Source organism: Nocardioides sp. LS1 (assembly GCF_003865225.1).
GTDB lineage: Bacteria > Actinomycetota > Actinomycetes > Propionibacteriales > Nocardioidaceae > Nocardioides > Nocardioides ginsengisegetis.
In genome coordinates this window covers 1,252,314-1,278,350 of the sequence record NZ_BIFF01000002.1, presented here as the reverse complement: position 1 = coordinate 1,278,350, position 26,037 = coordinate 1,252,314, and the positions used below count along the sequence as shown (strand labels likewise).

The 26,037-nt window shown below is 71.2% G+C and carries 23 protein-coding genes and 2 tRNA genes; 15 read left to right on the top strand and 10 right to left on the bottom strand.

The window, feature by feature from the left end; translation table 11 throughout:
• Positions 1 to 59 precede the first annotated feature (59 nt).
• The 6 genes from gyrB to EJF31_RS10960 all read left to right on the top strand — a co-directional run bounded on the left by gyrB (position 60) and on the right by EJF31_RS10960 (position 6,126).
• A complete protein-coding gene (gene gyrB / locus EJF31_RS10980; protein ID WP_125037077.1) occupies positions 60 to 2,189 on the top strand; it encodes a DNA topoisomerase (ATP-hydrolyzing) subunit B in 2,130 nt (709 codons plus the stop codon).
• A gap of 144 nt (positions 2,190 to 2,333) precedes the next feature.
• Entirely contained in the window at positions 2,334 to 4,997 is a 2,664-nt protein-coding gene (gene gyrA / locus EJF31_RS10975; RefSeq protein WP_373994719.1) for a DNA gyrase subunit A, read from the top strand.
• The gene (locus tag EJF31_RS10970; protein ID WP_125037075.1) at positions 4,997 to 5,611 is read left to right on the top strand and encodes a DUF3566 domain-containing protein; all 615 of its coding nucleotides are present in this window, start codon (positions 4,997 to 4,999) and stop codon (positions 5,609 to 5,611) included. The genes gyrA and EJF31_RS10970 overlap by 1 nt, the downstream gene beginning before the upstream one ends.
• 114 nt (positions 5,612 to 5,725) lie before the next feature.
• Positions 5,726 to 5,802 (top strand) — tRNA-Ile (locus tag EJF31_RS10965).
• Between the two features lie 69 nt (positions 5,803 to 5,871).
• The gene (locus EJF31_RS22125; RefSeq protein ID WP_220481937.1) at positions 5,872 to 5,997 is read left to right on the top strand and encodes a DLW-39 family protein; all 126 of its coding nucleotides are present in this window, start codon (positions 5,872 to 5,874) and stop codon (positions 5,995 to 5,997) included.
• A 53-nt stretch (positions 5,998 to 6,050) separates the two neighbouring features.
• Positions 6,051 to 6,126 (top strand) — tRNA-Ala (locus EJF31_RS10960).
• 55 nt (positions 6,127 to 6,181) lie between these two features.
• On the opposite strand, the gene EJF31_RS10955 is transcribed toward EJF31_RS10960, so the two are convergent.
• The gene (locus tag EJF31_RS10955) at positions 6,182 to 8,059 is read right to left on the bottom strand and encodes a multicopper oxidase domain-containing protein (RefSeq protein WP_185736209.1); all 1,878 of its coding nucleotides are present in this window, start codon (positions 8,057 to 8,059) and stop codon (positions 6,182 to 6,184) included.
• 146 nt (positions 8,060 to 8,205) lie between these two features.
• Here EJF31_RS10955 and EJF31_RS10950 point away from each other — a divergent pair, with 146 nt between their 5' ends.
• Positions 8,206 to 9,069 (top strand): hypothetical protein, encoded by an 864-nt coding sequence (locus EJF31_RS10950; RefSeq protein ID WP_125037073.1) that lies wholly within the window; start codon positions 8,206 to 8,208, stop codon positions 9,067 to 9,069.
• Between the two features lie 159 nt (positions 9,070 to 9,228).
• A complete protein-coding gene (locus EJF31_RS10945) occupies positions 9,229 to 10,239 on the top strand; it encodes a hypothetical protein (protein ID WP_125037072.1) in 1,011 nt (336 codons plus the stop codon).
• Here the strand turns inward: EJF31_RS10945 and EJF31_RS10940 are convergent.
• Genes EJF31_RS10940 through EJF31_RS10930 form a run of 3 tightly spaced genes read right to left on the bottom strand, consistent with a single transcriptional unit; the run spans position 10,236 to position 12,525 of the window.
• The gene (locus EJF31_RS10940; protein WP_125037071.1) at positions 10,236 to 11,030 is read right to left on the bottom strand and encodes an MBL fold metallo-hydrolase; all 795 of its coding nucleotides are present in this window, start codon (positions 11,028 to 11,030) and stop codon (positions 10,236 to 10,238) included. The genes EJF31_RS10945 and EJF31_RS10940 overlap by 4 nt on opposite strands.
• A gap of 8 nt (positions 11,031 to 11,038) precedes the next feature.
• The gene (locus tag EJF31_RS10935; RefSeq protein WP_125037070.1) at positions 11,039 to 11,779 is read right to left on the bottom strand and encodes a sterol desaturase family protein; all 741 of its coding nucleotides are present in this window, start codon (positions 11,777 to 11,779) and stop codon (positions 11,039 to 11,041) included.
• Positions 11,779 to 12,525 (bottom strand): FadR/GntR family transcriptional regulator, encoded by a 747-nt coding sequence (locus EJF31_RS10930; protein ID WP_125037069.1) that lies wholly within the window; start codon positions 12,523 to 12,525, stop codon positions 11,779 to 11,781. The genes EJF31_RS10935 and EJF31_RS10930 overlap by 1 nt, the downstream gene beginning before the upstream one ends.
• Before the next feature lie 96 nt (positions 12,526 to 12,621).
• On the opposite strand from EJF31_RS10930, the gene EJF31_RS10925 reads away from it, so the two are divergent.
• Genes EJF31_RS10925 through EJF31_RS10910 form a run of 4 tightly spaced genes read left to right on the top strand, consistent with a single transcriptional unit; the run spans position 12,622 to position 15,690 of the window.
• Positions 12,622 to 13,431, top strand: a complete 810-nt coding sequence (locus EJF31_RS10925; protein WP_125037068.1) for an SURF1 family protein — start codon at positions 12,622 to 12,624, stop codon at positions 13,429 to 13,431.
• 9 nt (positions 13,432 to 13,440) lie between these two features.
• The gene (locus EJF31_RS10920; RefSeq protein ID WP_125037067.1) at positions 13,441 to 13,791 is read left to right on the top strand and encodes a DUF3817 domain-containing protein; all 351 of its coding nucleotides are present in this window, start codon (positions 13,441 to 13,443) and stop codon (positions 13,789 to 13,791) included.
• A 4-nt stretch (positions 13,792 to 13,795) separates the two neighbouring features.
• On the top strand, positions 13,796 to 14,674 hold the full coding sequence (locus EJF31_RS10915) for a patatin-like phospholipase family protein (RefSeq protein WP_221767526.1): 879 nt from the start codon (positions 13,796 to 13,798) through the stop codon (positions 14,672 to 14,674).
• Positions 14,671 to 15,690, top strand: coding sequence for a 1-acyl-sn-glycerol-3-phosphate acyltransferase (locus EJF31_RS10910; protein ID WP_125037066.1), 1,020 nt, complete (start codon positions 14,671 to 14,673; stop codon positions 15,688 to 15,690). Before EJF31_RS10915 ends, EJF31_RS10910 begins: the two co-directional genes overlap by 4 nt.
• Positions 15,691 to 15,706: 16 nt before the next feature.
• On the opposite strand, the gene EJF31_RS10905 is transcribed toward EJF31_RS10910, so the two are convergent.
• The gene (locus EJF31_RS10905) at positions 15,707 to 16,504 is read right to left on the bottom strand and encodes a hypothetical protein (RefSeq protein WP_125037065.1); all 798 of its coding nucleotides are present in this window, start codon (positions 16,502 to 16,504) and stop codon (positions 15,707 to 15,709) included.
• A 198-nt stretch (positions 16,505 to 16,702) separates the two neighbouring features.
• On the opposite strand from EJF31_RS10905, the gene EJF31_RS10900 reads away from it, so the two are divergent.
• On the top strand, positions 16,703 to 17,212 hold the full coding sequence (locus tag EJF31_RS10900; protein WP_125037064.1) for a peptidylprolyl isomerase: 510 nt from the start codon (positions 16,703 to 16,705) through the stop codon (positions 17,210 to 17,212).
• A 26-nt stretch (positions 17,213 to 17,238) separates the two neighbouring features.
• Entirely contained in the window at positions 17,239 to 18,150 is a 912-nt protein-coding gene (locus tag EJF31_RS10895; protein WP_260430770.1) for a rhomboid family intramembrane serine protease, read from the top strand.
• 376 nt (positions 18,151 to 18,526) lie between these two features.
• On the opposite strand, the gene EJF31_RS10890 is transcribed toward EJF31_RS10895, so the two are convergent.
• A complete protein-coding gene (locus tag EJF31_RS10890; protein ID WP_125037062.1) occupies positions 18,527 to 18,994 on the bottom strand; it encodes a cell division protein CrgA in 468 nt (155 codons plus the stop codon).
• A gap of 77 nt (positions 18,995 to 19,071) precedes the next feature.
• Here EJF31_RS10890 and EJF31_RS10885 point away from each other — a divergent pair, with 77 nt between their 5' ends.
• Complete coding sequence (locus EJF31_RS10885) at positions 19,072 to 19,911, top strand: DUF881 domain-containing protein (protein ID WP_260430769.1); 840 nt, start codon at positions 19,072 to 19,074, stop codon at positions 19,909 to 19,911.
• Here EJF31_RS10885 and pknB read toward each other — a convergent pair.
• The 4 genes from pknB to EJF31_RS10865 are packed head-to-tail and all read right to left on the bottom strand — an operon-like array spanning position 19,883 to position 26,032.
• Positions 19,883 to 21,676 carry a Stk1 family PASTA domain-containing Ser/Thr kinase gene (pknB, locus tag EJF31_RS10880; RefSeq protein ID WP_125037060.1) on the bottom strand — a complete coding sequence of 598 codons (1,794 nt, stop codon included), beginning with the start codon at positions 21,674 to 21,676 and terminating at the stop codon, positions 19,883 to 19,885. The genes EJF31_RS10885 and pknB overlap by 29 nt on opposite strands.
• Entirely contained in the window at positions 21,676 to 23,145 is a 1,470-nt protein-coding gene (locus EJF31_RS10875) for a serine/threonine-protein kinase (protein WP_260430852.1), read from the bottom strand. Before EJF31_RS10875 ends, pknB begins: the two co-directional genes overlap by 1 nt.
• A 5-nt stretch (positions 23,146 to 23,150) precedes the next feature.
• Entirely contained in the window at positions 23,151 to 24,614 is a 1,464-nt protein-coding gene (locus tag EJF31_RS10870) for a penicillin-binding protein 2 (RefSeq protein ID WP_125037058.1), read from the bottom strand.
• Positions 24,611 to 26,032 carry an FtsW/RodA/SpoVE family cell cycle protein gene (locus tag EJF31_RS10865; RefSeq protein WP_125037057.1) on the bottom strand — a complete coding sequence of 474 codons (1,422 nt, stop codon included), beginning with the start codon at positions 26,030 to 26,032 and terminating at the stop codon, positions 24,611 to 24,613. The genes EJF31_RS10870 and EJF31_RS10865 overlap by 4 nt, the downstream gene beginning before the upstream one ends.
• Between the last annotated feature and the right edge of the window lie 5 nt (positions 26,033 to 26,037).

The following is a 26,037-nucleotide window of genomic DNA, read 5'->3' as shown; positions in this document are numbered from 1 at the left end:
ACCAGATCTTCCAGCAGCCCGGCTCCGATGCCGCGCCGCCCAACGTGTATGAGGTGTGTGTGACCGACGAAGCCCCCGTCGACGTCCCGACCGAGCTCTCCGCGGAAGCACCGGCACCCCCCGCACTCCGGGGCACTGCCCCCGATGCAGGCGCGTCGTACGACGCCTCCGCGATCCAGGTCCTCGAGGGCCTCGAGGCCGTCCGCAAGCGTCCCGGCATGTACATCGGCTCGACCGGCGAGCGCGGCCTGCACCACCTGATCTGGGAGATCGTGGACAACGCGGTCGACGAGTCGCTGGCCGGCTACTGCGACCGGATCGTGGTGACCCTGCAGGCCGACGGTGCGATCCGCGTCGAGGACAACGGCCGCGGCATCCCGACCGACACCGCGCCCGGGCAGGAGATGCCCGCCGTCACGATGGCGCTCACCATGCTCCACGCCGGCGGCAAGTTCGGCGGCGGCGGCTACAAGGTCTCCGGTGGCCTCCACGGTGTCGGCGTCTCGGTGGTCAACGCGCTGTCGAGCCACCTCATCGTCGAGGTGAAGAACCGCGGCCACCTGTGGCGCCAGAGCTTCACGATCGGCGTCCCCGACGGCGAGCTCGAGCAGGTCCGCGCCATGGAGCCCGGCGAGCGCACCGGCACCACGGTCACCTACTGGGCCTCGGAGGAGATCTTCGAGACCACGACCTACTCCTTCGAGACCATCACCACCCGCTTCCGCGAGTACGCCTTCCTCAACAAGGGCCTCGAGATCGTGGTCCGCGACGAGCGGCCGGCGGCCGACGAGCTGCTCGAGGCCGTGGCCGACGAGACGATCGCCAACGAGGTCGACCAGGCCGGCACCGACGCCATCCGCAAGAGCGAGGGCGGCGGCATCGAGCGCGTCTTCAAGTACGACCGCGGCCTCGTCGACTACGTCGAGCACCTCAACCGCCGCAAGCAGGTGGCCAACCCCTCGGTCATCGCCTTCGAGGCGGAGACGCCCGATTCGGTCGAGAACCACATGAGCCTCGAGGTGGCGATGCAGTGGAACACCTCGTTCACCGAGTCGGTCCACACCTTCGCCAACACCATCAACACCCACGAGGGCGGCACGCACGAGGAGGGCTTCCGTGCGGCGCTGACCTCCCTGGTCAACAACTGGGGCTTCGAGTGGGGCCTGATGAAGAAGCCCGAGGACCGCGTCTCGGGTGACGACATCCGCGAGGGCCTCACCGCGATCATCTCGGTCAAGCTCGGCGAGCCGCAGTTCGAGGGCCAGACCAAGACCAAGCTCGGCAACACCGAGGCCAAGGGCTTCGTGCAGCGGATCATGAACGACCAGCTCGGCGACTGGTTCGAGAAGAACCCCGCCGAGGGCCGCGACATCATCCGAAAGTCCCAGGCCGCGGCGCAGGCCCGGATCGCGGCCCGCAAGGCCCGCGACCTGGCCCGCAACCGCAAGGGCCTGCTCGGCGGCGGCGGCCTGCCCGGCAAGCTGTCGGACTGCCAGTCGACCAACCCCTCGGAGTGCGAGGTCTTCATCGTCGAGGGCGACTCCGCCGGTGGCTCGGCCCGCCAGGGCCGGGACCCGCGCGTCCAGGCGATCCTCCCGATCCGCGGCAAGATCCTCAACGTCGAGAAGGCCCGCATCGACAAGGTGCTGGCCAACACCGAGGTCCAGGCGATCATCTCCGCCCTCGGCACCGGCATCCACGAGGAGTTCAGCCTCGACAAGCTGCGCTACCACAAGGTCGTGCTGATGGCCGACGCCGACGTCGACGGCCACCACATCAACACCCTGCTGCTGACGCTGCTCTTCCGCTTCATGAAGCCGCTGATCGAGCACGGCTACGTCTACATGGCCCAGCCGCCGCTCTACCGCCTGCGCTGGAACAAGCCGGCCGAGCACGAGTTCGTCTACTCCGACGCCGAGCGCGACGCGCTCATGCGTGACGGCCTGGAGTCGGGCAAGAAGCTGCCCAAGGAGAACCCCGTCCAGCGCTACAAGGGTCTCGGTGAGATGAACGCCGAGGAGCTGTGGGACACCACCATGAACCCCGAGCAGCGGCTCATGCTCCAGGTGACCCTCGACGACGCCGCCCAGGCGGACGAGATCTTCTCGATCCTCATGGGCGAGGACGTCGAGCAGCGTCGCTCCTTCATCCAGCGCAACGCGAAGGACGTCCGATTCCTGGATATCTAGCAATCTCGCGAGATTCCTAGATTCCAGTAGAACAGACCAGAGAGACGTAAGAACATGACTGAGACCCCGAGCAACCTGGGCACCGGCGGACCGGAAGGCCCCGGCCCCGGCGGGCGGATCGAGCCGATCGAGCTGCAGACCTCCATGCAGCGCGCCTACATCGACTACGCGATGGCGGTCATCGTCGGCCGCGCGCTGCCCGACGTACGCGACGGTCTCAAGCCCGTGCACCGCCGGGTGCTCTACGCGATGTACGACGGCGGCTACCGGCCCGACCGCGGCTTCTCCAAGTGCTCGCGCGTCGTCGGTGACGTCATGGGTCAGTACCACCCGCACGGCGACACCGCGATCTACGACACCCTGGTCCGCCTCGCGCAGCCCTGGGTGATGCGGGCGCCGCTGGTCCACGGCCAGGGCAACTTCGGCTCGCCGGGCAACGACTCCGCCGCGGCCATGCGGTACACCGAGTGCCGGATGGCGCCGCTGGCCCTGGAGATGGTCCGCGACATCCAGGAAGACACCGTCGACTTCCAGCCCAACTACGACGGTCGCTCCCAGGAGCCGACGGTGCTGCCGTCGCGCTACCCCAACCTGCTGGTCAACGGCTCGGCCGGCATCGCGGTCGGCATGGCCACCAACATCCCGCCGCACAACCTCCGCGAGATCGCCGAGGGCGCGACGTGGGCGCTGGAGCACCCCGACGCCACCCGCGAGGAGCTGCAGGACGCGCTCATCGAGCGGGTCAAGGGCCCCGACTTCCCCAACGGCGCGCTGATCGTGGGCCGCCAGGGCATCGAGCAGGCCTACCGGACCGGCCGCGGCTCGGTCACCCAGCGAGCGGTCATCGAGATCGACGAGGACGCCAAGGGCCGCACCTGCCTGGTCATCTCCGAGCTGCCCTACATGGTCAACCCGGACAACCTCGCGCTGAAGATCGCCGAGCTCGCCGACTCCGGCAAGGTCCAGGGCATCTCCGACGTCCGCGACGACTCCTCGGGCCGCACCGGCCAGCGCCTCGTCGTGGTGCTGCGCCGCGACGCGGTCGCCCGCGTGGTGCTCAACAACCTGCTCAAGCACACCGAGCTGCAGACCAACTTCAGCGCCAACATGCTGGCCCTGGTCGACGGCGTGCCGCGCACGCTGACGATCGACCAGTTCATCTCCAACTGGGTGACGCACCAGATCGAGGTCATCCAGCGGCGTACCCGCTTCCGCCTCGCCGAGGCCGAGCGCCAGGCCCACATCTACCGAGGCCTGGTCAAGGCGCTGGACGCCCTCGACGAGGTCATCGCGCTGATCCGCCGCTCCCCCGACGTCGAGGAGGCCCGCCAGGGCCTGATCGACCTGCTCGACATCGACGACGTGCAGGCCCGCGCGATCCTCGACATGCAGCTGCGGCGCCTCGCCGCCCTGGAGCGCCAGAAGATCATCGACGAGCTGGCCCGGCTCGAGGCCGTCATCGCCGACCTCAACGACATCCTGGCCAGCGAGTCCCGCCAGCGGCAGATCATCTCCGACGAGCTCGCCGAGATCGTGGAGAAGTACGGCAACGAGCGCCGCACGCAGATCATCGCGGCCGACGGCGACCTGTCGATGGAGGACCTCATCCCCGACGAGGACCTCGTCGTCTCCATCACGCGCGGCGGCTACGCCAAGCGCACCCGCGCCGACCAGTACCGCACCCAGAAGCGGGGCGGCAAGGGCGTTCGCGGCGCGACGCTGCGCGGCGACGACGTCGTCGAGCACTTCATCGCGACCTCCAACCACCACTGGCTGCTCTTCTTCACCACCGCCGGCCGGGTCTACCGCACGAAGGCCTACAACCTCCCCGAGGCGTCCCGCGACGCCAAGGGCGGCCACGTCGCCGGCCTGCTCAGCTTCCAGCCCGACGAGAACATCGCGCAGGTGCTGGCGATCCGCGACTACGAGCAGGCTCCCTACCTCGTGCTGGCCACCCGCAACGGCCTGGTCAAGAAGACCCGCCTCGGTGACTACAACAGCCCCCGCCAGGCCGGCGTCATCGCGATCAACTTCCGCGAGGACGACGACGAGCTGATCGGCGCCGAGCTGGTCAACTCCGAGGACCACATCCTGCTGGTCTCCCGCAAGGGCCAGGCGATCCGCTTCCCCGCCGACGACAGCCAGCTGCGGCCGATGGGTCGCGCCACGTCCGGTGTCTCGGGCATGAAGTTCCGCCAGGGCGACTCCCTGCTGTCGATGTCGGTGATCCGCGCCGAGCAGGTCGCCGCCGAGGAGGCCGCCGAGGCGAAGGCCGTGGAGGCCGGCGACTCGACCGCGCCCGGAGAGCTGCCGGACGTCAAGGAGCAGTACGTCTTCACCATCACCGACGGCGGCTTCGCCAAGCGCACCCGCATCAGCGACTACCGCCTGCAGTCCCGTGGCGGCCTCGGCATCAAGGCGATGTCGCTGGCCAACGAGGACCGCGGTGGCCTGGTCGGCGCGTTCATCGTGGTCGAGGGCGACGAGATCCTGTCCATCACCCAGTCGGGCCAGGTCGTGCGCAGCCCCATCAACGACCAGTTCCGGGCAACCGGCCGGTCGACCATGGGCGTGAAGTTCGTGACGCCCAAGAAGGGTGACGCGGTCGCCGTCGTGGCCCGCTCGGTGGAGTCGAAGGAGGAGGACGAGCTCGAGGCGCTGGCCGAGGGGGGCGTGGAGGCCGAGGTGGCCGACGTCACCGTCGCTGTGTCGTCTGAGGTTGCCGCGGGTGCGACAATCGACGAGACCGACATCGACCAGACCGCGTCCGACACCGAGGTGTCCGACAGCGGGGAGAGCGAGAGCTGATGACGGAACGACCCGTCGAGCGGACCTCCACCCGCACCGGCCTCGACCGCAAGCCCGCCCAGCAGGCGGCCGCCAGCAAGCCCAGTGCCGTGCCGCCGCCCGCCTCCTCGGGGGGCACCCCGCCGCGGGCGCCGCTGACCGAGCGCATCTCGGCCAAGCTGAGCAACGCAGCGGACGAGCACCGTGCCAACGCCAACCCGGACTCCAAGGTGGCCGTCAAGAAAGCCGCCCAGGGCTCCCGCCCCCCGCGTCGCGCCCGGCTGCGGCTCTCGCGGATCGACCCGTGGTCGGTGATGAAGACGGCGTTCCTGCTCTCGGTCGCCTTCGGCGTGGTCACGATCGTCTCGGTCCTGATGGTGTGGTCGGTGCTCGGCGCTGCCGGTGTCTGGGACTCCATCAACAAGACGGTCCAGGACATCGTCGGCGGCCAGGACGCCTCGTCGTTCGACGTGCAGAACTACGTCGGCACCTCGCGGGTCCTCGGCTTCACGATGCTCGTGGCGGTCATCGACGTGGTCCTGCTGACCGCGATCGCGACCCTCGGAGCGTTCCTCTACAACATGGCGGCGGCGCTCCTCGGCGGCATCGAGGTCACCCTGGCCGAGGACAGCTGAGGGGTCTCCCCGAGCACGGACGGCCCGTTTTGTCGGGCCGTCGAGGCGTGGGGTAACGTTCAGCCTCGGTCGCTCGTCGGCCACCCCCCGGTGCACGTTGTCGTGTGTCGGAACGGGCCTATAGCTCAGACGGTTAGAGCGCTTCCCTGATAAGGAAGAGGTCACAGGTTCAAGTCCTGTTAGGCCCACCACTCCGGCTCCTCGAGCCCGTCGAGGCAGTCGTCCCGATGACCGCTTGCCCCGACCGCTTGGAGCCCCGCATGAAGAAGATCCTCCTGGTCCTGCTGGCCGCCGCCGGCGCCGTCTTCGCCAAGAAGAAGATGGACGAGGGTCGCGCCGAGCAGGCCCTCTGGGCCGAGGCCACCGACAACGTCGACAAGGCCTGACCCAGCTTCGGTGGTCGAGCTTGTCGAGACCACACCCTGACGTCCGTCGTCACGGGGCCTTGGCGCAATTGGTAGCGCACCTGCTTTGCAAGCAGGGGGTTAGGGGTTCGAGTCCCCTAGGCTCCACCATGATCAGCACAGCTCCCACCGGGGCCTCCGGCACGGAGAGCGCCCGGCGACCCGCCTACCCGTGTGGGGTCACCACGAAGCGCGCCATCATCCCGTGGTCCTCGTGGTCGAGCATGTGGCAGTGGATCATGAAGGCGCCTGTGTAGTCCACGAAGTGCGCCGCGACCTCGACGGACTCACCGGGATCGAGACGCCACGTGTCCTCCAGCCCGCGTTCCCAGGGCGGCGGGCGCTTCCCGTCCCTCAGCACCGTGTGCCACTGCTCGGCATGGATGTGCACGAAGTGCGTGACGTCGCTGTCATTGCGGATCCGCCACCGCTGCGTCGACCCGAGGGGGACTCGATAGTCCACACGGTCGGGAGCGAATGCCTTGCCGTTGATCGACCAGAAGGTGCCGGTCGTGCTGTCGCCCCCGAGGTCGAAGACCCACGTCTTCGCCACATGTGTCGGGATGTCGATCTTCGGGACGGGCACCAGCGTGGAGGGGATCCTCGACCGGTCGTCGGCCTTCCAGCGGACCCGGAACTGCATCAGCGCGTCGACGCGCGTACCCGTGCCGGTCGTAGACCCGTCACTGCGAGCCAGGCTCCACAGCACGACCTTCTTGCCGACCTCGCGGTGGAAGTCGACGATCACGTCGGCGCGTTGCGCGGGGCCCAGCAGGATGCTCTGCCGGACGACCGCGTGGGGCAGCAGCCCGTCGCCGGTCCCGATCTGCACGAAGGGCCGGCCGTCGGACAGCGCGAAGTTGTACGCCGAGGCACTCGACCCGTTGAGCAGCCGCAGCCGGTAGCGCGTGGCCGAGACCGGAAGGTACGGCGCGAAGCGGCCGTTCACCAGGATGCGGTTGCCGATGACGACGTCGGTCGGCGGGGCGTTCGGACCGATGAACGTCATGTCGTCGGTCATCGTGGCGGCGTGACGGTAGGGGTTCGTCAGGTCGTTGGTCGCCGTGAAGCTGCGATCCGCCACCAGCAGCGGCACGTCCCGTCGCCCTGCCGGGAGGCGCAGACTGCTCGGCTTGGGGTCGTCGACGATGAACATGCCCTGGAGCCCGTGCCAGTTGTTCTGGGACGTCCGGTTCATCCGGTGGTCGTGATACCAGAAGAACGAGCTGGGCTCGGGTCGACCGCCGTACGTGAGCGGGAAGTCGTAGGTGCGTGAGTGTCCGTGCCCGATGAGGAAGCGGTCGGGTTGCCCGTCGTCGGCCGACGCGTGGTGATCCCCGTGGAAGTGCACGCTCATCGACCGGGCGCGCCGCGGCAGCCCGTTGGTGAAGGTCACGCGAGTGTCGTGTCCCGCCGGACGCCGGATCGTCGGGCCGGGGTAGGTGCCCCCGAACGTCCACATCGGGGTGCGCGCCCCGTGCGGCAACATCCGGACGAGCGCAGGCTCCATCCTCAGTCGCACATGGCTCCCGGTGATCACCGGGGGGGAGAACAGCGGTTGTTCGAACTTCGGTGCCGCCGGGGTCACACCGCCGGAGTCGCCCTCGACCGTGAGTGTCCCGGTCATGGTCGAGGGGTGGAAGCTGCAGTGGAACCCGAAGGTTCCCGGGGCGAGCTTGCTCGCGGCCGGGATCGAGACCGTCGACCCCGGGGGCACCAGGACGTCGAACAGCGGGAGGCCGTCCTCTCCCCGGTCGTCGGCGGTGACGGTGTGCTCCATCGAGTCCAGATTGACCACGCTGAGGGTGCCATCCTGGGAGATCGTCACGGACTTGGTGGTGTATCCCCTCGTGCTCGCCCCCTGGTCGATGACGATCGAGGCCGAGACCGGGGCCGCGTCCCCGGCCATGACGGCCGCCGCTGCGCCCGACGGATCCGCGGGAGTGACGTCCACGACGGGTGCGGCGCCGTATGCGGCAACCACGAGCGCGCCCGCCAAGCCGGCGAGGAAGGGGCGGCTGAGCGGCCGACGTCTGACGCGCATCCCCTCATTCTGCGCAGGGCTCCGCGAGAAGAGGCTAGTCAGATCGTGCCATTTCCGGGCGGCCCGGCACCTGTCCATGCTCGGAGGGAACGTCACCCAAGGAAGGGGAAGGTCCGATGCTGAAAGCTGGAGCGCCGAAGAGAGGCTTGCCGACCAGACTCGTGATCGCGGTGGCGTCGATGATCGCCGCGAGCCTGGTCCCGCTGTCCGCGACAACGACCAGCGCCGCGCCGGCCGATCGCGCCGCGACGCCCTCCCTGCGGGTCGTGGTCTCCAAGTCCGGCGTCGACGTGACCGGACCGACCCGGTTCCAGGCCGGCTGGGTGCGCCTGACCACGGTTGCCCACAAGACCCCCGGCTCGATGGAGCTCGTCCGGTTCCGTCGCGACTACACCTTCAAGGACCTGCAGTTCGACATCGCGAAGACGTTCGCCGGCGGCAAGAACGCGCTCAAGCACCTCAATCGAGCGATCCGGCACACCAAGTTCTACGGTGCGCCCGCAGCCGACCCCGGCAAGGTCACGCACGGCGGGGCGTTCCTGGACCGACCCGACACCTACGTGCTCTTCCAGTTCGGCGACAACGGCCCGATCAACCCGACCCGGCTCCATGTCCGCGGTCCCGTCGTGAAGCGCGCCGCCCCGGAGTCGACGGCCACGGTCGTCGCGCACGAGGACCGGCGCTGGGGCGGTGACGACGTGCTGCCGGCCCAGGGCGCCATCAGGTTCGTCAACCGGGCCGACTACAGCCCGCACTTCGTCTCCCTCCAGCACGTCGCCAAGGGCACCACGCGCAAGGAGGTCATCGACTGCATCAACGACCCGGCCTGCACCTTCGACTTCGCCCGCGCCGGCAGTGCCGAGACCGGCAGTCTCAGCCCGGGCAAGGCGTTCACCTTCGGATACTCCCTGCCGCGCGGCACGTACGCCCTGATGTGCTTCTTCCCCGACCCGGAGACGGGGATGCCCCACGCCGCCATGGGCATGGTGCGCATCGTCACGCTGAAGTAGGTGCTTCGGCGCCGGGCCCTTCCACGGTCCGGCGCCAGGCTGGGTTCGGGCACGTCGACGCCCGGGGCCTGTGGCACAGTACGCTCCCGGTCCGGGGCGGCGCGCTGCGTGGCGGCACGCCGTCCTGTGTCCCGACGTCGAGATCCCGAGTGAAGGCGGATGAGTCCGATCCTGCTGCGCGCCCCGGCGGTCGTGCTCCTCCTGGGCGCGCTGTCGGCCGGCTGCGGGGACGACGGCCCGCCCCCGCCCGACGTGGCGCCGCCTCCGGCGCGGCTCTCCGGCACGCCGACGTACGACGCCCGCCAGGAGCCGGCCGAGGCGGTGCTCCCGCTGGTCCCGGCCACCGCGACGACCCTGACGGTGACGGACCTCGACGCGGTCCGGGTCCAGCTCGGCGTGCCGGACATGACCAGCGACGACCTCGTGACCGACCGCGAGGAGTTCTGGCAGCGGGCGGCGACCGAGGCGCCGCTCCTCACCGACGGGCTGCTGCGACCGGACAACTCCGAGCTGATGCTCGACTACGGCTTCACCGAGGACGACGTCGACTGGGAGGCGCACTTCACCGGAGACCAGGGCGCCGGCTGGGTGCTGGCCTTCCGCCCCGACCTCGACATGGCGCCGGTGGCGAGCGCCGTCAAGGCCGGTGTCGGTGTGCTCGCGGGCGGACACGTCCAGGGCCATCTCGTCAGCTTCGGCACCGCGACCGACGGGGCCGACAGCTGGGCCACCGACCCGGCGTTCGTGGGCCTGCTCGGCGCGCCTGCGGAGGCGACGTACGTGCACCGGGGCTGTCTCCCCTTCGCCGACGCGCTCGGACCCGGGGCTACCCAGGAGGACCAGGACCGCGTGACCGAGCACGAGGACGTCACCGACCTCGACCCGCTCGACGCGGTGGTCCTGGAGTTCGGCGACCACCTCGCGACCGTGCGGATGCCGGTCCACCGGCTCGACCTGTTCGACCGGCTGCACGTCGGCGACTGGTGGCCACGCGACGGCTCCCCGGCGTTCGAGGACGGCTTCCGGCAGGGCGTGGGCGACCCGGCGACCGGCCGGATCGGCTACGTCGTGCCGCACCCGCCCCTCGCGGCCGAGCTGGCGCTCGGCGAGACCCTGCCCTTCGGGATCTGCAACAGCGTCGAGCCGATCGCCGAGCCGACGGGCCTCTAGGAGCCGGCGAGGGCGGCGTACTCGCCGGCGTCGTGCGCGGAGAAGATCGTGATCTCGCCGTGCGCGGCGTGCAGCTCGCGGAGCCGCTCCTGGTTGGCCTTGCGCTGCTGGTTGTCCACGGCCATCAGGGTCTGGAACGCGCGCAGCCCGATCGGCGGGGACGGAGGCGTCTCCTTCTCGCTGGTGTGGAAGTAGGAGTCGCCGGCGTGCAGCAGCCAGCCGCCGTCGGGGCGCCGCACGGCGACGCCGCAGTGTCCGCGGGTGTGCCCGTGCAGCGGCACCAGCATGACGTCGTCGCCGAGGGCCGTGACCCCGCGGAAGCCGAACCAGTCGTCGCCGGCCTCGTCGTGGCGGGTCCAGCGCGGGCCGTGTGCCCACTGGGCGCCGATGTAGCGCGCCTTCTCCCGCATGGTGGGGTGCAGGGCGGCGTCGAGCTCGGCGCCGAACACGTGGACGCGGGCGCCGGGGAAGTCCCCGAGGCCGCCGGCGTGGTCGAGGTCGAGATGGGTGAGCGCGATGTCTGTGACGTCCTCGACGGCGTGCCCCAGCGCCCTGACCTGCGCCTGGGCGGTCTCGGCGAGGTTCAGCGCCGGCCGGAGCACCGCCGTGAAGGGCCTCCCCAGCCGGCGCGGGTCGGCGATGTCGCCGGTGCCGAAGCCGCTGTCGACGAGCAGCAGTCCGCCGGGCCGCTCGACGAGGAGGCAGTGGGCCACCATCTGCGCCGGGGAGACCCGGCCGCCGAAGGAGCCGTGCGGACGGAGGGTGGCGCAGTTGAGGTGGTGGATGGTCACGGTGGTGATTACAGCCCCTCGGCGGCGTGCAGCGCGCGCACGGTCGGTGATGTCTGGACCTCCGACGGCTCGGGGTAGGTCCCGAAGAGCCGGTCGGCGGTGCCGGCCGTGGTCACGGTGAACCAGTAGTGCTCGTTCTTGTAGTGGTGCAGGCGGTGGTTGCGCCACACCGACCGGAACCACGCCGACTGCGGGCGGTAGTCGCTGTGCACGAGGTAGTGCGTCCACTCGTAGCCGAACTTCAGGCCGTAGACCGACACCAGCAGGGTGAGCCCCGCGGACAGCGAGGGCACCGCGAGCAGCGCGACGGCGACGTACGCCGGGAGCAGCCAGAGCAGCACCGGCCAGGGGATGAAGACGAGCGGGATCTGGCGCGGGTCGGCGTGGTGCTCGCGGTGCTTGCGGGCCAGGAGGGAGTCGATCGGGACGGGGCCGACCTTGCGCGGGCGCCAGTGCAGGATGCCGACGTGGATCACCCACTCGATCACCGGGAACAGGGCGACGAGCGCGGCCGGGATCGCCAGCTCCCACCACGAGCCGCCGCCGACCAGGACGCGCGCCACGACGGAGCCGACGAGGAAGCTGCCGATCATGTAGGGCGAGGGGTGCCGCCAGAAGGAGCCCCAGGCGCCGGCGAGCGACACGCTGGTCCGCCGCGAGCCGGCCCCGGTGAACTTGCCGAGCCGGTCCTCGTCGGCCGCCAGCCGCTGCGCGGCGAGGGCCTCGATCTCGGGGGTTGCCTTGGTCATCAGTGCTCCTGGGAGGGGAGGTCGGCCAGCGCGTCGAGGGCGCTGATCAGGCTGGTGGTCGCCGGCCGGAGCACGCGCTCCGCGGCGACCCGGGCGGTCTCGGGGTCCCCCTCCCCGATGGCGGCGGTGAGCAGCCGGTAGGCACCGACCTGACCCACCTCCTCGGCCATGAGCGGCGCGAGGGCCTCCAGCGCCGGCTCGTAGGCCGTGCGCAGGCTGTTGAACATCAGGCGGAACGTGATCGAGTCGGCCGCGTCGACGACGAGGTCCCAGAACGTCAGGGCGTGCAGCTGCCGCTCGACGTCGCCCGCGGGCCCGTCCTCGGCTGCGGCGAGGGCGTCGACCGCATCGGTGAGCTGCGCGGCCAGGGCCGGTCCCCCGCGCTCGGCGGCCAGCGCGGCGACGCCGGGGCCGACGACGAGCCGGGCCTCGAGGATGCTGCGCGCCACCCGGGCGTCGAGGTTGCCGCGGCGCACGAGCAGGGCCGGCAGCAGGTCGAGGCCGGCGAACTTCCGGTAGTCGCGCACGGTGGTCGCGCCGCCGTGGCGGACGTCGAGCAGCCGGGTCTGGGTCATCCGCTGCAGTGCCTCGCGGACGGCCGGACGGGAGACCCCGAGCACCTCGGCCAACCGGCGCTCGCTCGGCAGCGTCTCCCCGGCCTCGATCTCGCCGTCGACGACCTCGGCCAGGACCTGGTCGAAGACCTCGTCGGGGACCGATCGGCGGTTCACGGGCTGGAGTGGCATGCGTCGTATGGTAGAACGTGTTCTGGCTGGTGGTCAAGTGGTCTGACCAGTTCTCCCGCGGGCCAGGTGGTGAGGCGCCGTTCGTAGGATGAAGGAGTGCCCACCCTGCTCGCCCCGCGCTACTGGGCGATGCACCTGCTGGCCCTGGTGCTCACCGCGGCGGCGGTCGGCCTCGGCGTGTGGCAGTACGACGCGTGGTCGACGCGGCGGGCCGCCGAGGCCGCCGACCTGACCCGGGTCGAGCCGCTGCCGCTGCGCTCGGTGATCGGCCCCGACGACCCGTTCCCGGGCAACCGGGTGGGGCAGCCGGTGATCCTGGGCGGCCAGTGGGTGCCCGACGGCACGGTCTACGTGTCGGGCCGCGAGCACGACGGCCGCACGGGCTACTGGGTCGTGACGCCGCTCGCGATCGGCGCGGCGGACGCGTCGGCCATCCCGGTGGTGCGGGGCTGGGTCGCCGATCCCGCGGACGCACCCGCGGCCCCGACCGGCCACGGCGAGCTCGTCGGTTGGCTGCAGCCCCCCGAGGGCACCGGCCAGGGCGACACCGACCCGACCGACGACGTGCTGCCGCAGCTGCGGATCGCCGACGTGATCCAGCACGTCCACCAGGACCTCTACGGCGCCTACGCGGTCGTGGCGACCGAGGCCGCGCCCGGGAAGTGGCCGATCGGCGCGGCCGCGACCAACGACGGCACGGCCGGCCTCGAGCCGGCGACGCTGGAGCAGCTGCCGGACGCGAGCACCTTCACCGCCGTACGCAACCTGCTGTATGCCATCGAGTGGTGGTTCTTCGCGGGGTTCGCGCTCTTCGTGTGGGTCCGCTGGATGCGCGACGAGACGCAGGCCACCCGCGAGGACACCGTGGAGACGATCGCCGCGGGCGCCGCTGTGGACGGCCAGTAGGTTGGGCGCGTGAAGAAGCTGTTCAACGCCTACCGCGTGCTGGCCATCGTCGTCGGCGTCCTGCTCGCCTTCTGCGCCCTGGTGGCCATGCCCCTGAAGTACCTCGCCACCGAGGGCGGCACCCTGCAGACCTTCGGCGAGAACGCCAGCATCCTGTGGGTCGCCCACGGCTGGGCGTTCATGATCTACGTCGTGGTCGCGTTCCTGCTGTCCCGCCGGGCCCGCTGGACCCCCGGCTTCACGATCGTCGCCCTGGTCGCCGGCCTCGTGCCGCTGCTGATCTTCTGGGTCGAGCACAAGGTGACCCAGCGGCTGCGGGCCGAGCACCCGGAGCTGGCCGCTTCCACCACCGGGGTCTGACCCGGTGACGACCGCGTTCGTCCTGGGCGGCGGTGGCGTCCTCGGCGCGGTCGAGGTCGGCATGCTGCGGGCCCTGTTCGAACGCGGCATCACCCCCGACCTGGTTCTCGGCACCAGCGTCGGCGCCCTCAACGGCGCGATGATCGCCCGCGACCCCACGCTGGACTCCCTCGAGCGGCTCACCGAGCTGTGGCGCGGCGCGAGCGAGAACTCCCGCGAGGTATACGGCGACCGCGCGCTGCGGACCGTCCGGCGCGCGGTGGCGACCGGCACCCACATCTACTCCGCCAAGCCGCTGAAGAAGCGGCTGGCCGAGGAGCTCGGCGAGATCACCTTCGAGGAGCTGCCGGTCCGGTTCCAGGTGTGCGCGGCCAGCATCGAGCGGGCCGCAGAGCACTGGTTCGAGAGCGGCCGAGTCGTGGACGCCGTGGTCGCCAGCGCCGCCGTCCCCGGCCTGCTGCCGCCGGCGAAGGTCGGCGAGGAGCACTTCCTGGACGGCGGCATCGTCAACTCCGTGCCGCTCGGCCGCGCCGTCCAGCTCGGCGCCACGACCGTCTACGTGCTGCAGGTCGGCCGCATCGACCGGCCGCTGACCGTGCCGCGCCGGCCGTGGGAGGTGGCGCGGGTGTCCTTCGAGATCGCGCGCCGGCACCGCTTCGCCCGGGAGCTGGCCGAGCTGCCACCCGGGGTCGAGGCGCACGTGCTGCCCGCGCGCGGCACGTCCAGCCGTGACGACACCCTCTTCGGCACCCGCGACTTCTCCAGCGTCCTGCAGCGCATCGAGGAGACGTACGACGCCTCGGTGGCCTATCTAGACGGGCTGGACGGGCTGGACGGGCTGGACGGGCTGGACGGGCTGGACGGGCTGGACCGGAGGCCGTGATCTGGTTCCTGCGGCGGTGCGTCCTCGCCCCAGCGGTCGTCGTGCTGACGGTGCTGCTGTGGGTGACCTTCCCGCTGTGGCTGATCGCGGCGGCGGCGCTGTCGCCGCTCCTGCCGGGACGGTGGCGGGCGCTGCGGCTGCTGTGGCTGTTGATCCTCTACCTGAGCTGCGAGGCGCTGATGCTCGTGGTGCTGCTCGGGCTCTGGCTGGCCAGCGGGTTCGGCCGGCGGATCCGGACGCCGTACTTCGAGGGGATCCACTACGACCTGGTCCAGGGCCTGATGTGGGTGTTCTTCCGCGAGGCGCGGCGGGTGCTGCGGCTGCGGATCGAGACCGACGGGCCGGCGCCGGACGCGCACCCGGGCGTGCCGATCCTGGTCGCGTGCCGGCACGCGGGACCGGGCGACTCCTTCACGCTGATCCATGCGCTGATGCACTGGTACTCCCGCGAGCCGCGGGTCGTCCTCAAGGACACCCTGGGCTGGGACCCGATGATCGACGTGGTGCTGCACCGGATCCCGGCGCGGTTCATCACGCCCAACCCCGGACAGGGCGAGGACCTGGAGTCGCAGATCGCCGAGCTCGCCTCCGGCCTGGACGAGAACGACGCGTTCGTGATCTTCCCCGAGGGCGGCAACTTCACCCCGCACCGCCGGGAGCGGGCCATCGAGCGGCTCAACCAGCTCGGCATGCACCGGATGGCACGGCGGGCCGAGGCGATGACCAACGTGCTGGCGCCGCGCCCGGGCGGCTTCATCGCGGCGCTGGACGCGGCGCCCGACGCCGACGTGGTGCTGGTGGCCCACACCGGGCTCGACCACCTGCTCACGATCGCCGACGTGTGGCGGGAGCTGCCGATGGACAAGGTGATCGTGATGCGCTGGTGGCAGGTGCCGCGCGCGGAGATCCCCGAGGGCCGCGAGGCGCGGATCGAGTGGCTCTTCGGATGGTGGGAGCGGATCGACGCCTGGGTGGAGCAGCACCGGCCGGAGGATCTCTCCCCCGGCCGGCGCTGACCGTGCTGTCGGGCCGTCAGGCCTTGTGGTTGCCCCCGTTGGCGCTGGGGGCGTCGTCGATGTCGACGACCTCGGCCGGGTCGTCCGGCGTCGTCACCGGGTGTGCGCCCTCGGCCTGGTCGGCGAGCGCCTCGTCCGGCGAGGAGCCGCCGGAGTCGTCGGAGTCGCCCGCATCGTCGGTCGAGGTCGTGGTCGCCGTGGGGGCGGGCGCCGGCGCGCTGGGACGCGGAGCCGGCGTCGGCACGTAGGACGACTGCCAGTTGTCGGCGGCCGGGTTGCCCTGGAGCTTCTTGGCGACCGCGCCGGCGATGGCCGCGAGACCACCCAGGAGCAGGACCTTCTTGAGCTTGCCGCCCTTCTTCTTCACCGGCTTGCCCTGGAGCTCGGCGACCTTGGCGGCGGCCAGGTCACGGCCCGCGGCGGCCTTCTCCGCGGCCAGGTTGGCGCCGACGGTGGCCTTCTCCGCGGCGTACGCGGCGCCGGAGGCGATGAGCGGGGCGGCCTTCTCCCGGGCCTCGGCGACGTACGGCGCCGCCTTGTCGCGGGCGTCGGCCAGCGCGGGGCCGGCCTTGGCACGCGCGTCGGCGAACGCCGGGCCCGCCTTGTCCCGGGCGTCGGCCAGCGCGGGGCCGGCCTTGGCACGGGCGTCCGCGATCACGGGAGCGGCCTTGTCCCGCGCCTCGTGGAGCAGCGGAAGTGCGGTGTGCTCGACGTAGTCCATGGCCTTGTCGACCGCGGACTCGATCTGGGGCCGCACGGCCTCGACGTACTCGCCGGCCTGGTCGAGGAGGGACTTCTTCTGGCGGAGACGCATCTCGTGGCACTTCCTCTCGTCTGGTTCTTCCATTCGATCATGCCCGCCCGCCCCGAACCAGACCCGGCTCAGGCTGGGCCCACGCTCGGCCCACGCTCGGCCCACGCTCGATCACCACTTGGCACGCGTGCGAGGATCGGGGACGCACGGACAGCATCGATCCACCCGTGCTGTACCCACCACACGTGAGAGGCAGTCATGGCTGACACCCAGGCCATCTTGAAGACCAACCGGGGCGACATCACGATCAACCTGTTCCCCGACCACGCCCCCGAGACGGTCGACAACTTCACCGGCCTCGCCGAGGGCACCAAGTCCTACGACGCCGGCAACGGCCGCACCGGCCCGTTCTACGACGGCCTCGGCTTCCACCGGGTCATCTCCGGCTTCATGATCCAGGGCGGGTGCCCGCTCGGCACCGGCACCGGCGGCCCGGGCTACACGTTCAAGGACGAGGTCAACTCCGGCCTGGTCTTCGACAAGCCCTACCTGCTCGCCATGGCCAACGCCGGCCCGGGCACCAACGGCTCGCAGTTCTTCATCACCGTCGGCGCCACCTCGTGGCTCAACGGCAAGCACACGATCTTCGGTGAGGTCGCCGACCAGGCCGGTCGCGACGTTGTCGACGCCATCGCCACCACCGCGACGGGCCCGGGCGACCGCCCGGTCGAGCCGGTCGTGATCGAGTCGGTCCAGGTCGTTCGCTGAACGAGCACCAGACTCCGGCGGTCGGGGTGCCCACGTGCTACCGGCACCCCGACCGCGAGTCCTACATCCGTTGCCAGCGCTGCGACCGGGCGATCTGCCCCGACTGCATGCGCGACGCCGCCGTGGGCTTCCAGTGCCCCTCGTGCATCGCCGAGGGCAAGAAGAGCACCCGCAGCGGGCGCACGGCGTACGGCGGGCTCCGGCCCGGCAACGCCGGCATCACCTCCATGGTGCTGATCGGCATCAACGCCGCCGTCTGGCTGCTGGTGATGGCGACCGGCGGGTCCGCCAGCGTCTGGATCGCCCGGCTCTCGCTGCTGCCCACCGGCCGGTGCGTGCCCGCGGGCCAGCCGTCCCAGTACTTCCCGCAGCTGCACAGCGAGGCCGTCTGCACCGCCTCCGCCGCCCGTGAGTGGATCCCCGGCGTCAGCGACGGGGCCTACTGGCAGCTGCTGACCAGCGCCTTCACCCACGTGGAGATCTGGCACATCGGCTTCAACATGCTCGCCCTGTGGGTCCTGGGCCCCCAGCTCGAGCTCGCGATCGGGCGCGCGCGCTTCGTCGCCCTCTACCTGCTCTCCGGGCTCGCCGGCTCGGTCCTGGTCTACTGGGCCGCCCCCGTCGGCGGCTCCACCCTCGGCGCGTCCGGCGCGATCTTCGGCCTGATGGGCGCCCTGCTCGTCCTGGCGTTCAAGGTCCGGGCCCAGATGCAGCCGGTGCTGACCTGGATCGGGATCAACTTCCTGATCACCGTGGTGGGCCGCGGCTTCATCTCCTGGCAGGGCCACCTGGGCGGCTTCCTCGGCGGCCTCCTGATCGCCGCCGCGCTCGTCTACGCGCCGCGGCAGCGTCGTACGACGTGGCAGGTGGCCGGCCTCACCGCCGTCGGCGTGGTCCTGGTCGTGGCCACCCTGCTCCGCACCGCCGCCCTCGCCTGAGACCTGGTCGAGTCGGCGCAACTGCCGGAGGCCTGCACGCAATCGTTCAATTGCTGGGTTCTGACCCCCAATTCGGGGTAGGCCCGGGCGTTTCCCCAGCAATGGAACGGGTAGGACCCCCACCGTGGTCGAGGAACCACCGGGGAGGACCGCCTCTGCAGCCGGGTCGAGTCGGCGCGTCTGTAGGAGTTATCCACAGATCCTTTGTCCCCAGTTGTGGAGGAGCCTGTGGAGAACTACATCGATGTAGTTCTCCACAGTGTTATCCCCACTGTGCACAAACGCCGGCCCTCCCCAGCGGGGTGGACCGGCGTCGTGGTGAGCGGCAGTGGCGCCGACTCGAGGTCTCTGGGGCCGGCAGGTGCGCCGCCTCGACTCACTCCCAGCGCGTGGCGAAGGTGAAGCCCACCGCCATGAAGGCGATGCCGACGATGAGGTTCTTCTGCGCGAGGTCGTCGAAGACCGGCAGGCGGGAGATGTCGTCGGAGATGACGTAGAACGTGCAGATCCACAGCAGGCCGATGATGAAGCAGCCGAGCATGCCGACCACGACGCCGCGGCCGCGGCCGAGCGGGGTGTCGGGGTGGGCCGAGAGCATCAGGCCGACCATGATCGCGCCGAAGCCGATGAGGTAGTTCCAGTTCTTCAGGTCGGCCATGAACGCCGGGCTGCCGGCCTTCGGGGCGGGCAGCGCGGTCGGGTCGACCCGGACGGCGGCGTAGTAGTAGGCGATCCAGGCGATGCCCACGACGACGAGGAGCACGGCGACCAGGAACCGCACCGAGAACGTCGGTCCTGCGCCGGGGTCGAGGACATCCGCCTGCTTGGCCTTCGTCTTGGACACTGCTGCTCCTTGGTGGCACGTGCGTGCGTTGCGCGCCCATGACGCGTCGTCACAGGTCGCGGGCTACCTTAGTCGGCGTGACACCCGGATCCCACGCGAGGCCCGCCGTGGAGGAGCAGCCGCGCCTCTCGCGGCTGCGCACGCTCGCCCGCGCGACGCCCCTCGCCCGGCTGCGGCGCAGCCGCCCGCCGCGGTCGTCGTGGCCGTGGCGGGTCGGCACACCGGTGGTCGTGCTGCTCTGCGGCGGCCTGTTCATCGTCAGCGCGCACAACAGCCACGGCACCGACCTGCGCCCGGGGCGCTACACCGACCTCGCCTCCCTCGTGCAGGGCGAGTCCGACCAGTACGACGCCCTCAAGCAGCGGGTCGCCCAGCTCAACGACGACGTCCAGAGGCTGACCAACTCCGTCAACGACAGCGACGTACGCCGCTTCCAGCGCAAGATCGAGAAGCTCAAGGACCCCGCCGGGCTGGTCGCGCACACCGGGCCCGGCGTCACGGTGACCCTCGCCGACGCCCCGGCCGACGTCCAGAACGGCTCCGACGTCGACCCCAACCGCCTCGTCGTCCACCAGCAGGACATCCAGGCCGTCGTCAACGCAATGTGGGTCGGCGGCGCCACCGCGGTCACCATCAACGGCCAGCGGGTCGTCTCGACCACCGGCATCAAGTGCGAGGGCAACGCCGTCCAGCTCCAGGGCGTGCCCTACTCCCAGCCCTACGTCATCTCCGCGGTCGGCGACCAGGGCTCGATCCTGAGCGCGATCGACCGCGACGACTACCTCGGCTACTACCGCGACGACGCGGCCAACCCGCTGATCCAGGTCGGCTGGGACGTGCAGACCGAGGACAGCCTCACCGCTCCGGCGTACGACGGCCTGCTGGACCTCAACTACGCCAAGCCGCTGACGAGCTGAGCCGCCCGGGCGCCGACCGCTGCTGGGCGGACGGTGTCGGGATCGAGGGGCTCTCGGTCGGCGTCTCGGTGGGGGTCGGCGACTCCGACGGCTGCGTGAACGTCGAGACCACGATCGTCACGACGGTGTTCTCGGGCTGGGGCTGGCCGGCCTGCGGGCTCTGCTGGATGACCGTCCCGGACGGCTCCGTGGTGTTGGAGGACTCCACCACCTGTGGCTGGAAGCCCGCGTCGCGCAGCACCTTCTCCGCGTCGGACTGTTGGAGCCCGACGACGTCGGGCACCTGCTCCGGGCCGTCGGAGTAGAAGACGGTGACCTGGGAGCCCTCCGGGACCTGCTGGCCCTGCGCCGGGTCGGTCGAGACGACCTGGCCGGCGGGCGCGTCGGACTCCTTCTCGGTGAGCGTCACCGAGAAGTGCTTCGCCTCCAGGGCCGCCTTGGCCGCCTCCTTGTCCTGCCCGATGAGGTAGGGCATCTCGACGAGGGGCTTGCCGGTCGACACCACGATGTCGACGGTCGTGCCGGGGTCGACGTACTGGTCGCGGTTGGGGTCCTGGCTCAGCACCTTGCCCTTCCCGCCCCGGTCGTCGGCCTGGTAGGAGACGTTGCCCACGGCGAGGCCGGCGTCGCCGATGGCCTTGCGCGCGGCGCTCTCGCTCAGGCCGATCAGGTTGGGGACGGGCGTCTGCTGGGGGGCCGACTCGAACATCTTCGGCAGGAGGTACGCCGCCCCGCCGATCAGCAGCAGCACGAGCAGGCCGAGCAGCACCATGGTGCCGGTCCGCCGGCGGTCGTCGCCGTCGTCGGTCATCGCGTACGCGGGCACGGTCGTGGTCGGCGCGGGCGCGGGGACCACCGGCGGGATCATCGTGGTCGCGGGCGAGGGCGGCGGCACGGCGGCGTGCACGGGACGTCCCGCGAGGTAGCGCTCGATGTCGCTGCGCATCGCCGCGGCGGACTGGTAGCGGTCCTCGAGCCGCTTGGCGAGCGCCTTCATCACGATGGCGTCGATCTCCGGGGGGAGGTCGGTGTCGTGGTCCGACGGCGGCATCGCCGGCTCGCGGACGTGCTGGTAGGCCACCGCGACCGGGCTGTCGCCGACGAAGGGCGGGCGGCCGGTGAGCAGCTCGTAGAGCAGGCAGCCGGCGGAGTAGACGTCGGAGCGGGAGTCGACGGTCTCGCCGCGCGCCTGCTCCGGGGAGAGGTACTGCGCCGTGCCGACCACGGCCGCGGTCTGGGTCATCGTCGAGGAGGCGTCGCTGATCGCGCGGGCGATGCCGAAGTCCATCACCTTCACGTCACCGCTGGGGGTGAGCATGACGTTGCCGGGCTTGATGTCGCGGTGGATGATCCCCGCACGGTGGCTGTAGTCCAGGGCCGAGAGCACGCCGCTGGTGATCTCCAGGGCACGCTCGGGCAGGATCTTGCGGCCCTCGCGGATGATGTCGCGCAGCGTCCGCCCGGCGACGTACTCCATGACGATGTAGGGCTGGGCGACCTCGGACCCGTCGGTCGCGAGCTCCTCGCCGGTGTCGTAGACCGCCACGATCGCCGGGTGGTTGAGCGAGGCCGAGGACTGCGCCTCGCGCCGGAACCGGGCCTGGAACGTCGCGTCGCTGGCCAGGTCCGTCCGCAGGCGCTTCACGGCGACCACCCGGCCGAGCCGGGTGTCGGTCCCTTTGCGCACCTCGGCCATGCCGCCACGGCCCAGCAGCTCGCCGAGCTCGTAGCGTCCGCCGACCGTGGTCGGACCGGGGTTGCTCATCAGCGGGCGGCCTTTCCTTCGGCGAACGCGGTCGGCGAGGACTGCGCGCTCGGCGCCGTGCTCGCGGAGGGGCTGGGGGCGGTGCTGCTCGCGGGCGACGCGGACGGGCTCGGCGGCGGCTGCGAGGCGGCCGCCGACGAGGACGGCGCCGCCGGGGTGGAGCTGGTGGGCGCCGTCGGGCTGGTGCTCGGCGTCGTCGTGGGCGTCTCGCTCGGGGTCGGGGTCGGCGAGGCCGAGGTGGCGCTGGAGCTCGGCGCCGTCGGCGCGGTGGAGCTCGGGGCCGTGGAGCTGGAGGGGGCCGAGGGCGCGCTGCTGTGCCTGGTCGCGTGCTTGGTCGGCGTGTCGGTCGGCGTCGAGTCGTTGCCGCCGGTGGCGAACGCGATCACCCCGATGACCGCGACCAGGATCAGCACGACCGTGCCGACGATCAGCCACGGGACGCGGCGACGCCGGGTAGGTGCGGGCGCGGGCACGGGGGTGGGGGTCGGGTCGGGTGCACCCGCGGCGCCGGCCGGGCCCAGGCCGGTGAGGACCTGGGTGCCGTCGTCGGCTCCCGCGGCGGCAGCTCCCGCGGCGGCAGCTCCCGCGGCGGCAGCGGCACCCGCCGCGGCGGCCATCGGGGCCACGCTCGCCGGGTCGCGCAGGGCGGCCGCGAAGGCGTGGGCGTCGGGGAACCGGTCGGCGGGCTTCTTCGCCAGTGCCCGGCGTACGACGTTGGCCAGGTCGGCCGGCACGCTCGCCGGCAGGTCGGGGACGTCGTCGCGGAGGTGGGCCAGCGCGGTGGCGATCGGGCTGTCACGGACGAACGGGCGCTCGCCGGCCAGGCACTCGAAGGCCACGCAGCCGAGGGAGTAGACGTCGGAAGCGGGGGTCGCGGCGGTGCCGGCGGCCTGCTCGGGCGAGAGGTACTGCGGCGTGCCCATGACCTGGCCGGTCTGGGTCAGCCCCACGCCGTCGGCGGCGCGGGCGATGCCGAAGTCGGTGATCTTGACCTCGCGGTCGGGGGTCACCATGAGGTTGGCGGGCTTGACGTCGCGGTGCACGATCCCGGCGGCGTGGGCGGCGCCGAGGGCCTCGGCGGCCTGGGCGAGCAGGTCGCGGGCCACGTCGGGGTCCATCGGCTCGCCCCGCAGCAGCGCCGACAGCGGCTGGCCGTCGACGAGCTCCATGACGAGGAAGGGCCGGGCGACGCCCGACCCGTCGGTCGGGGAGGCCTCGCCGAAGTCGTAGACCGCGGCGACGCCCGGGTGGTGCAGCGACGCGGCGTGCCGGGCCTCGGTCTCGAAGCGGGAGCGGAACGAGGCGTCGTCGGCGTACTCGTGCTTGAGCAGCTTCACGGCGACGAGGCGGCCGAGCGTGGTGTCGGTGGCGCGCCACACCTCGCCCATCCCGCCGGTCGCGATCCGCGAGTCGAGCCGGTAGCGGTGGGCGTCGTCGGCGAAGCGCTCGGCGCCGTCGTCGGGGGGCATCGTGCTCACTGGTTGATCACCGCCTCCATCACGGCCTTGGCGATCGGGGCACACAGCAGACCGCCCGCGATCTCGCTGCGGGCCGTGCTGCTGGACTGCACGAGGACCGCGACGGCGACCTGCGGGTCCTCGGCGGGCGCGAACGACGTGAACCAGGCGTACGGCGGCCGGTCGGGCGTCGACTGCGCGGTGCCGGTCTTGCCGGCGACCGCGATGCCCGGGATCTGCGCGGCGGTGCCGGTGCCGTTCTGGACGACCGACTCCATCATCGTGGTCAGGTCGCGGGCGGTGGAGGACGAGATCGCCTGGGAGAACTCCGACGGCTCGGTCTTGTGCAGCACGTCCAGCTCGGGCGACTGCACCTCGTCGACCAGGTAGGGCTTCATGACCGTCCCGCCGTTGGCGATGCCGGCCGAGATGAGCGCCATCTGCAGGGGCGTGGCCGCGACGTCGTACTGGCCGATCGCCGACAGCGCCGTGTTGGGCGGGCTGACGTCGCCGTCGGGGAACCGGCTGATCGCCTGCGGGGACAGGTCGTCGAGGTAGTGCTGGCCGAAGCCGAACTTCTCGGCCTGGTCGCGCAGCTTGGCGGCGCCGAGCTGGAGCCCGAGCCAGCCGAAGGTCACGTTGCACGAGACGTCGAGGGCCTGGGTCAGGGTGATCCGGTCGCCACCGCAGCTCGAGCCGTTCTCGTTGTGCAGGTCGTGGGTGGTCTGCGGCAGGTCGAGCGAGGTGCCGCCGGGGACCTGCGAGTCGGGGTTGAAGTTGCCCGACTCCAGGGCGGCCGCAGCCGTCACGAGCTTGAACGTCGATCCCGGCGGCAGGATGGTCTGGATCGCGCGGTCCTGCAGCGGCTCGCGCGGGTCCTGGTTGAGCCGGTTGTAGTCCTGGCTGACCTGGGTCAGGTCGTGGCTGGCCAGCTTGTTGGGGTCGTAGCTCGGGGTCGAGGCCAGCGCCAGGATCTTGCCGGTGCTCGGCTCGATCGCCACGACGGCGCCCTGCACGTCGGCCCCCAGTGCCGTGAGGCCGTCGTACGCCGCGGTCTGGGCGTCGGGGTTGATCGTGAGCTGAACGCTGCCGCCCTTGGAGGCGTTGTTGCTGAGCAGGTCGACCAGCTTGGTCACGAAGAGCAGCGAGTCATCGCCGGAGAGCACGTCGTTCTGCTTCTGCTCGATGCCGGTCTGGCTGTAGTAGGAGAAGTAGCCGGTGATCGGGGCGTACTTGAACGGCTGCGCGTAGGTGCGCTGGAACTTGTACTGGTCGTCGGACTTCACGCTCTCCGCGACCGGGTCGCGGCCCACGAGGATGGCGCCGCGCTCGCGGGAGTAGGACGCCTCGATGACGCGGCGGTTGCGCGGGTCGTTGTTGAGGTCGCCGGCCTTGTAGTACTGCAGGTAGGTCGCGTTGACCATCAGGGCGAGGAACAGCAGCAGGCAGAACAGCGAGATCGTGCGGATCGGCTTGTTCATGACTCGCTCCTCACCGCCTTGACCACCTGGGTCTGCTCGCTGTCGGCCTCGGTGTCGTCCGGGGCCGAGAGGTCCGGGATCGGCCGACGGGCCTGGTCGGAGATGCGGAGCAGCAAGGCGATGATCACCCAGTTCGCGACGAGGGAGGAGCCGCCGTAGGACAGGAACGGCGTGGTCAGACCGGTGAGCGGGATGAGGCTGGTGACGCCGCCGATGACGACGAAGACCTGGAGCGCGAAGACCGCGCCGAGGCCGGTCGCCATCAGCTTGCCGAAGCCGTCGCGACAGACCAGGGCGGCCCGCAGCGCGCGCTCGACGATGAGGCCGTAGCAGAGGATCACGGCGATGACCGCGGTCAGGCCGAGCTCCTCGCCGATCGAGCTGATGATGAAGTCGGAGTTGGCGTAGGGCACCCGCTCGGGGCTGCCGCCACCGAAGCCGCGGCCGATCAGGCCGCCCCAGCCCATGCCGAACATGCCCTCGACCGGCTGGAAGCTCCGGGCGCCGAACTTGTCGTCGTAGTAGTGCAGGGGGTTGAGCCACACGTCCACGCGGATGGCGACGTGCGAGACCAGCTTGTAGGCCGCGAGCGCGCCGACGAGGAACAGCCCGCCGCCGAGCACGAGCCAGCCGGGGCGCTCGGTGGAGACGTAGAGCGCCACCAGGAAGAGGCCGAAGAACAGCAGGCTCGAGCCCAGGTCGCTCTCGAAGACGAGGATGCCGAGGCTGACCAGCCACATGCCCAGGATCGGGCCGAGGTCGCGGCCGCGCGGCAGGTCGACGAAGACGACCCGGCGGCCGGCCAGGGCCAGCGCGTCGCGGTGCAGCACGAGGTAGCCCGCGAACGCGATGACCAGCAGGACCTTGGCGACCTCACCGGGCTGGAAGCTGAACGGGCCGAGGTGGATCCAGATCCGGGCGCCGTTGATGGTGGTGCCGATGCCCGGCAGCAGCGGGAGCAGCAGCAGCACGATCGCGGACAGCCCGCTGGTGTAGGTGAAGCGCTGCAGCACCCGGTGGTCGCGCAGCCCGATCAGGGTGACCATGAACAGGACGACGCCGAGCGTCATCCAGATCAGCTGCTGCTGGGCGAAGCCGTCGGGCTTGCCGTCCGCCTTGTAGGCCAGGTCGAGCCGGTGGATGACCGCCAGACCGAGGCCGTTGAGCGCGGCCACGACGGGCAGCAGGACGGGATCGGCGTACGGCGCCACCATGCGGACCACGACGTGGGCGGCGATGATCAGGACCGCCAACCAGCCGCCGTAGCCGACGATGTCGGCCGGGATCGTGCCCTCGACGCCGATGCCGACCGCGGCGTAGGCGCCGATGCCGACGAGCAGGGCCAGGACGAGGAGGAAGAGCTCCGCACCCCGGCGCCGCCGGTGCACGAATCCCATGAGGGCGCCGTTCTGAGCCATCCCGG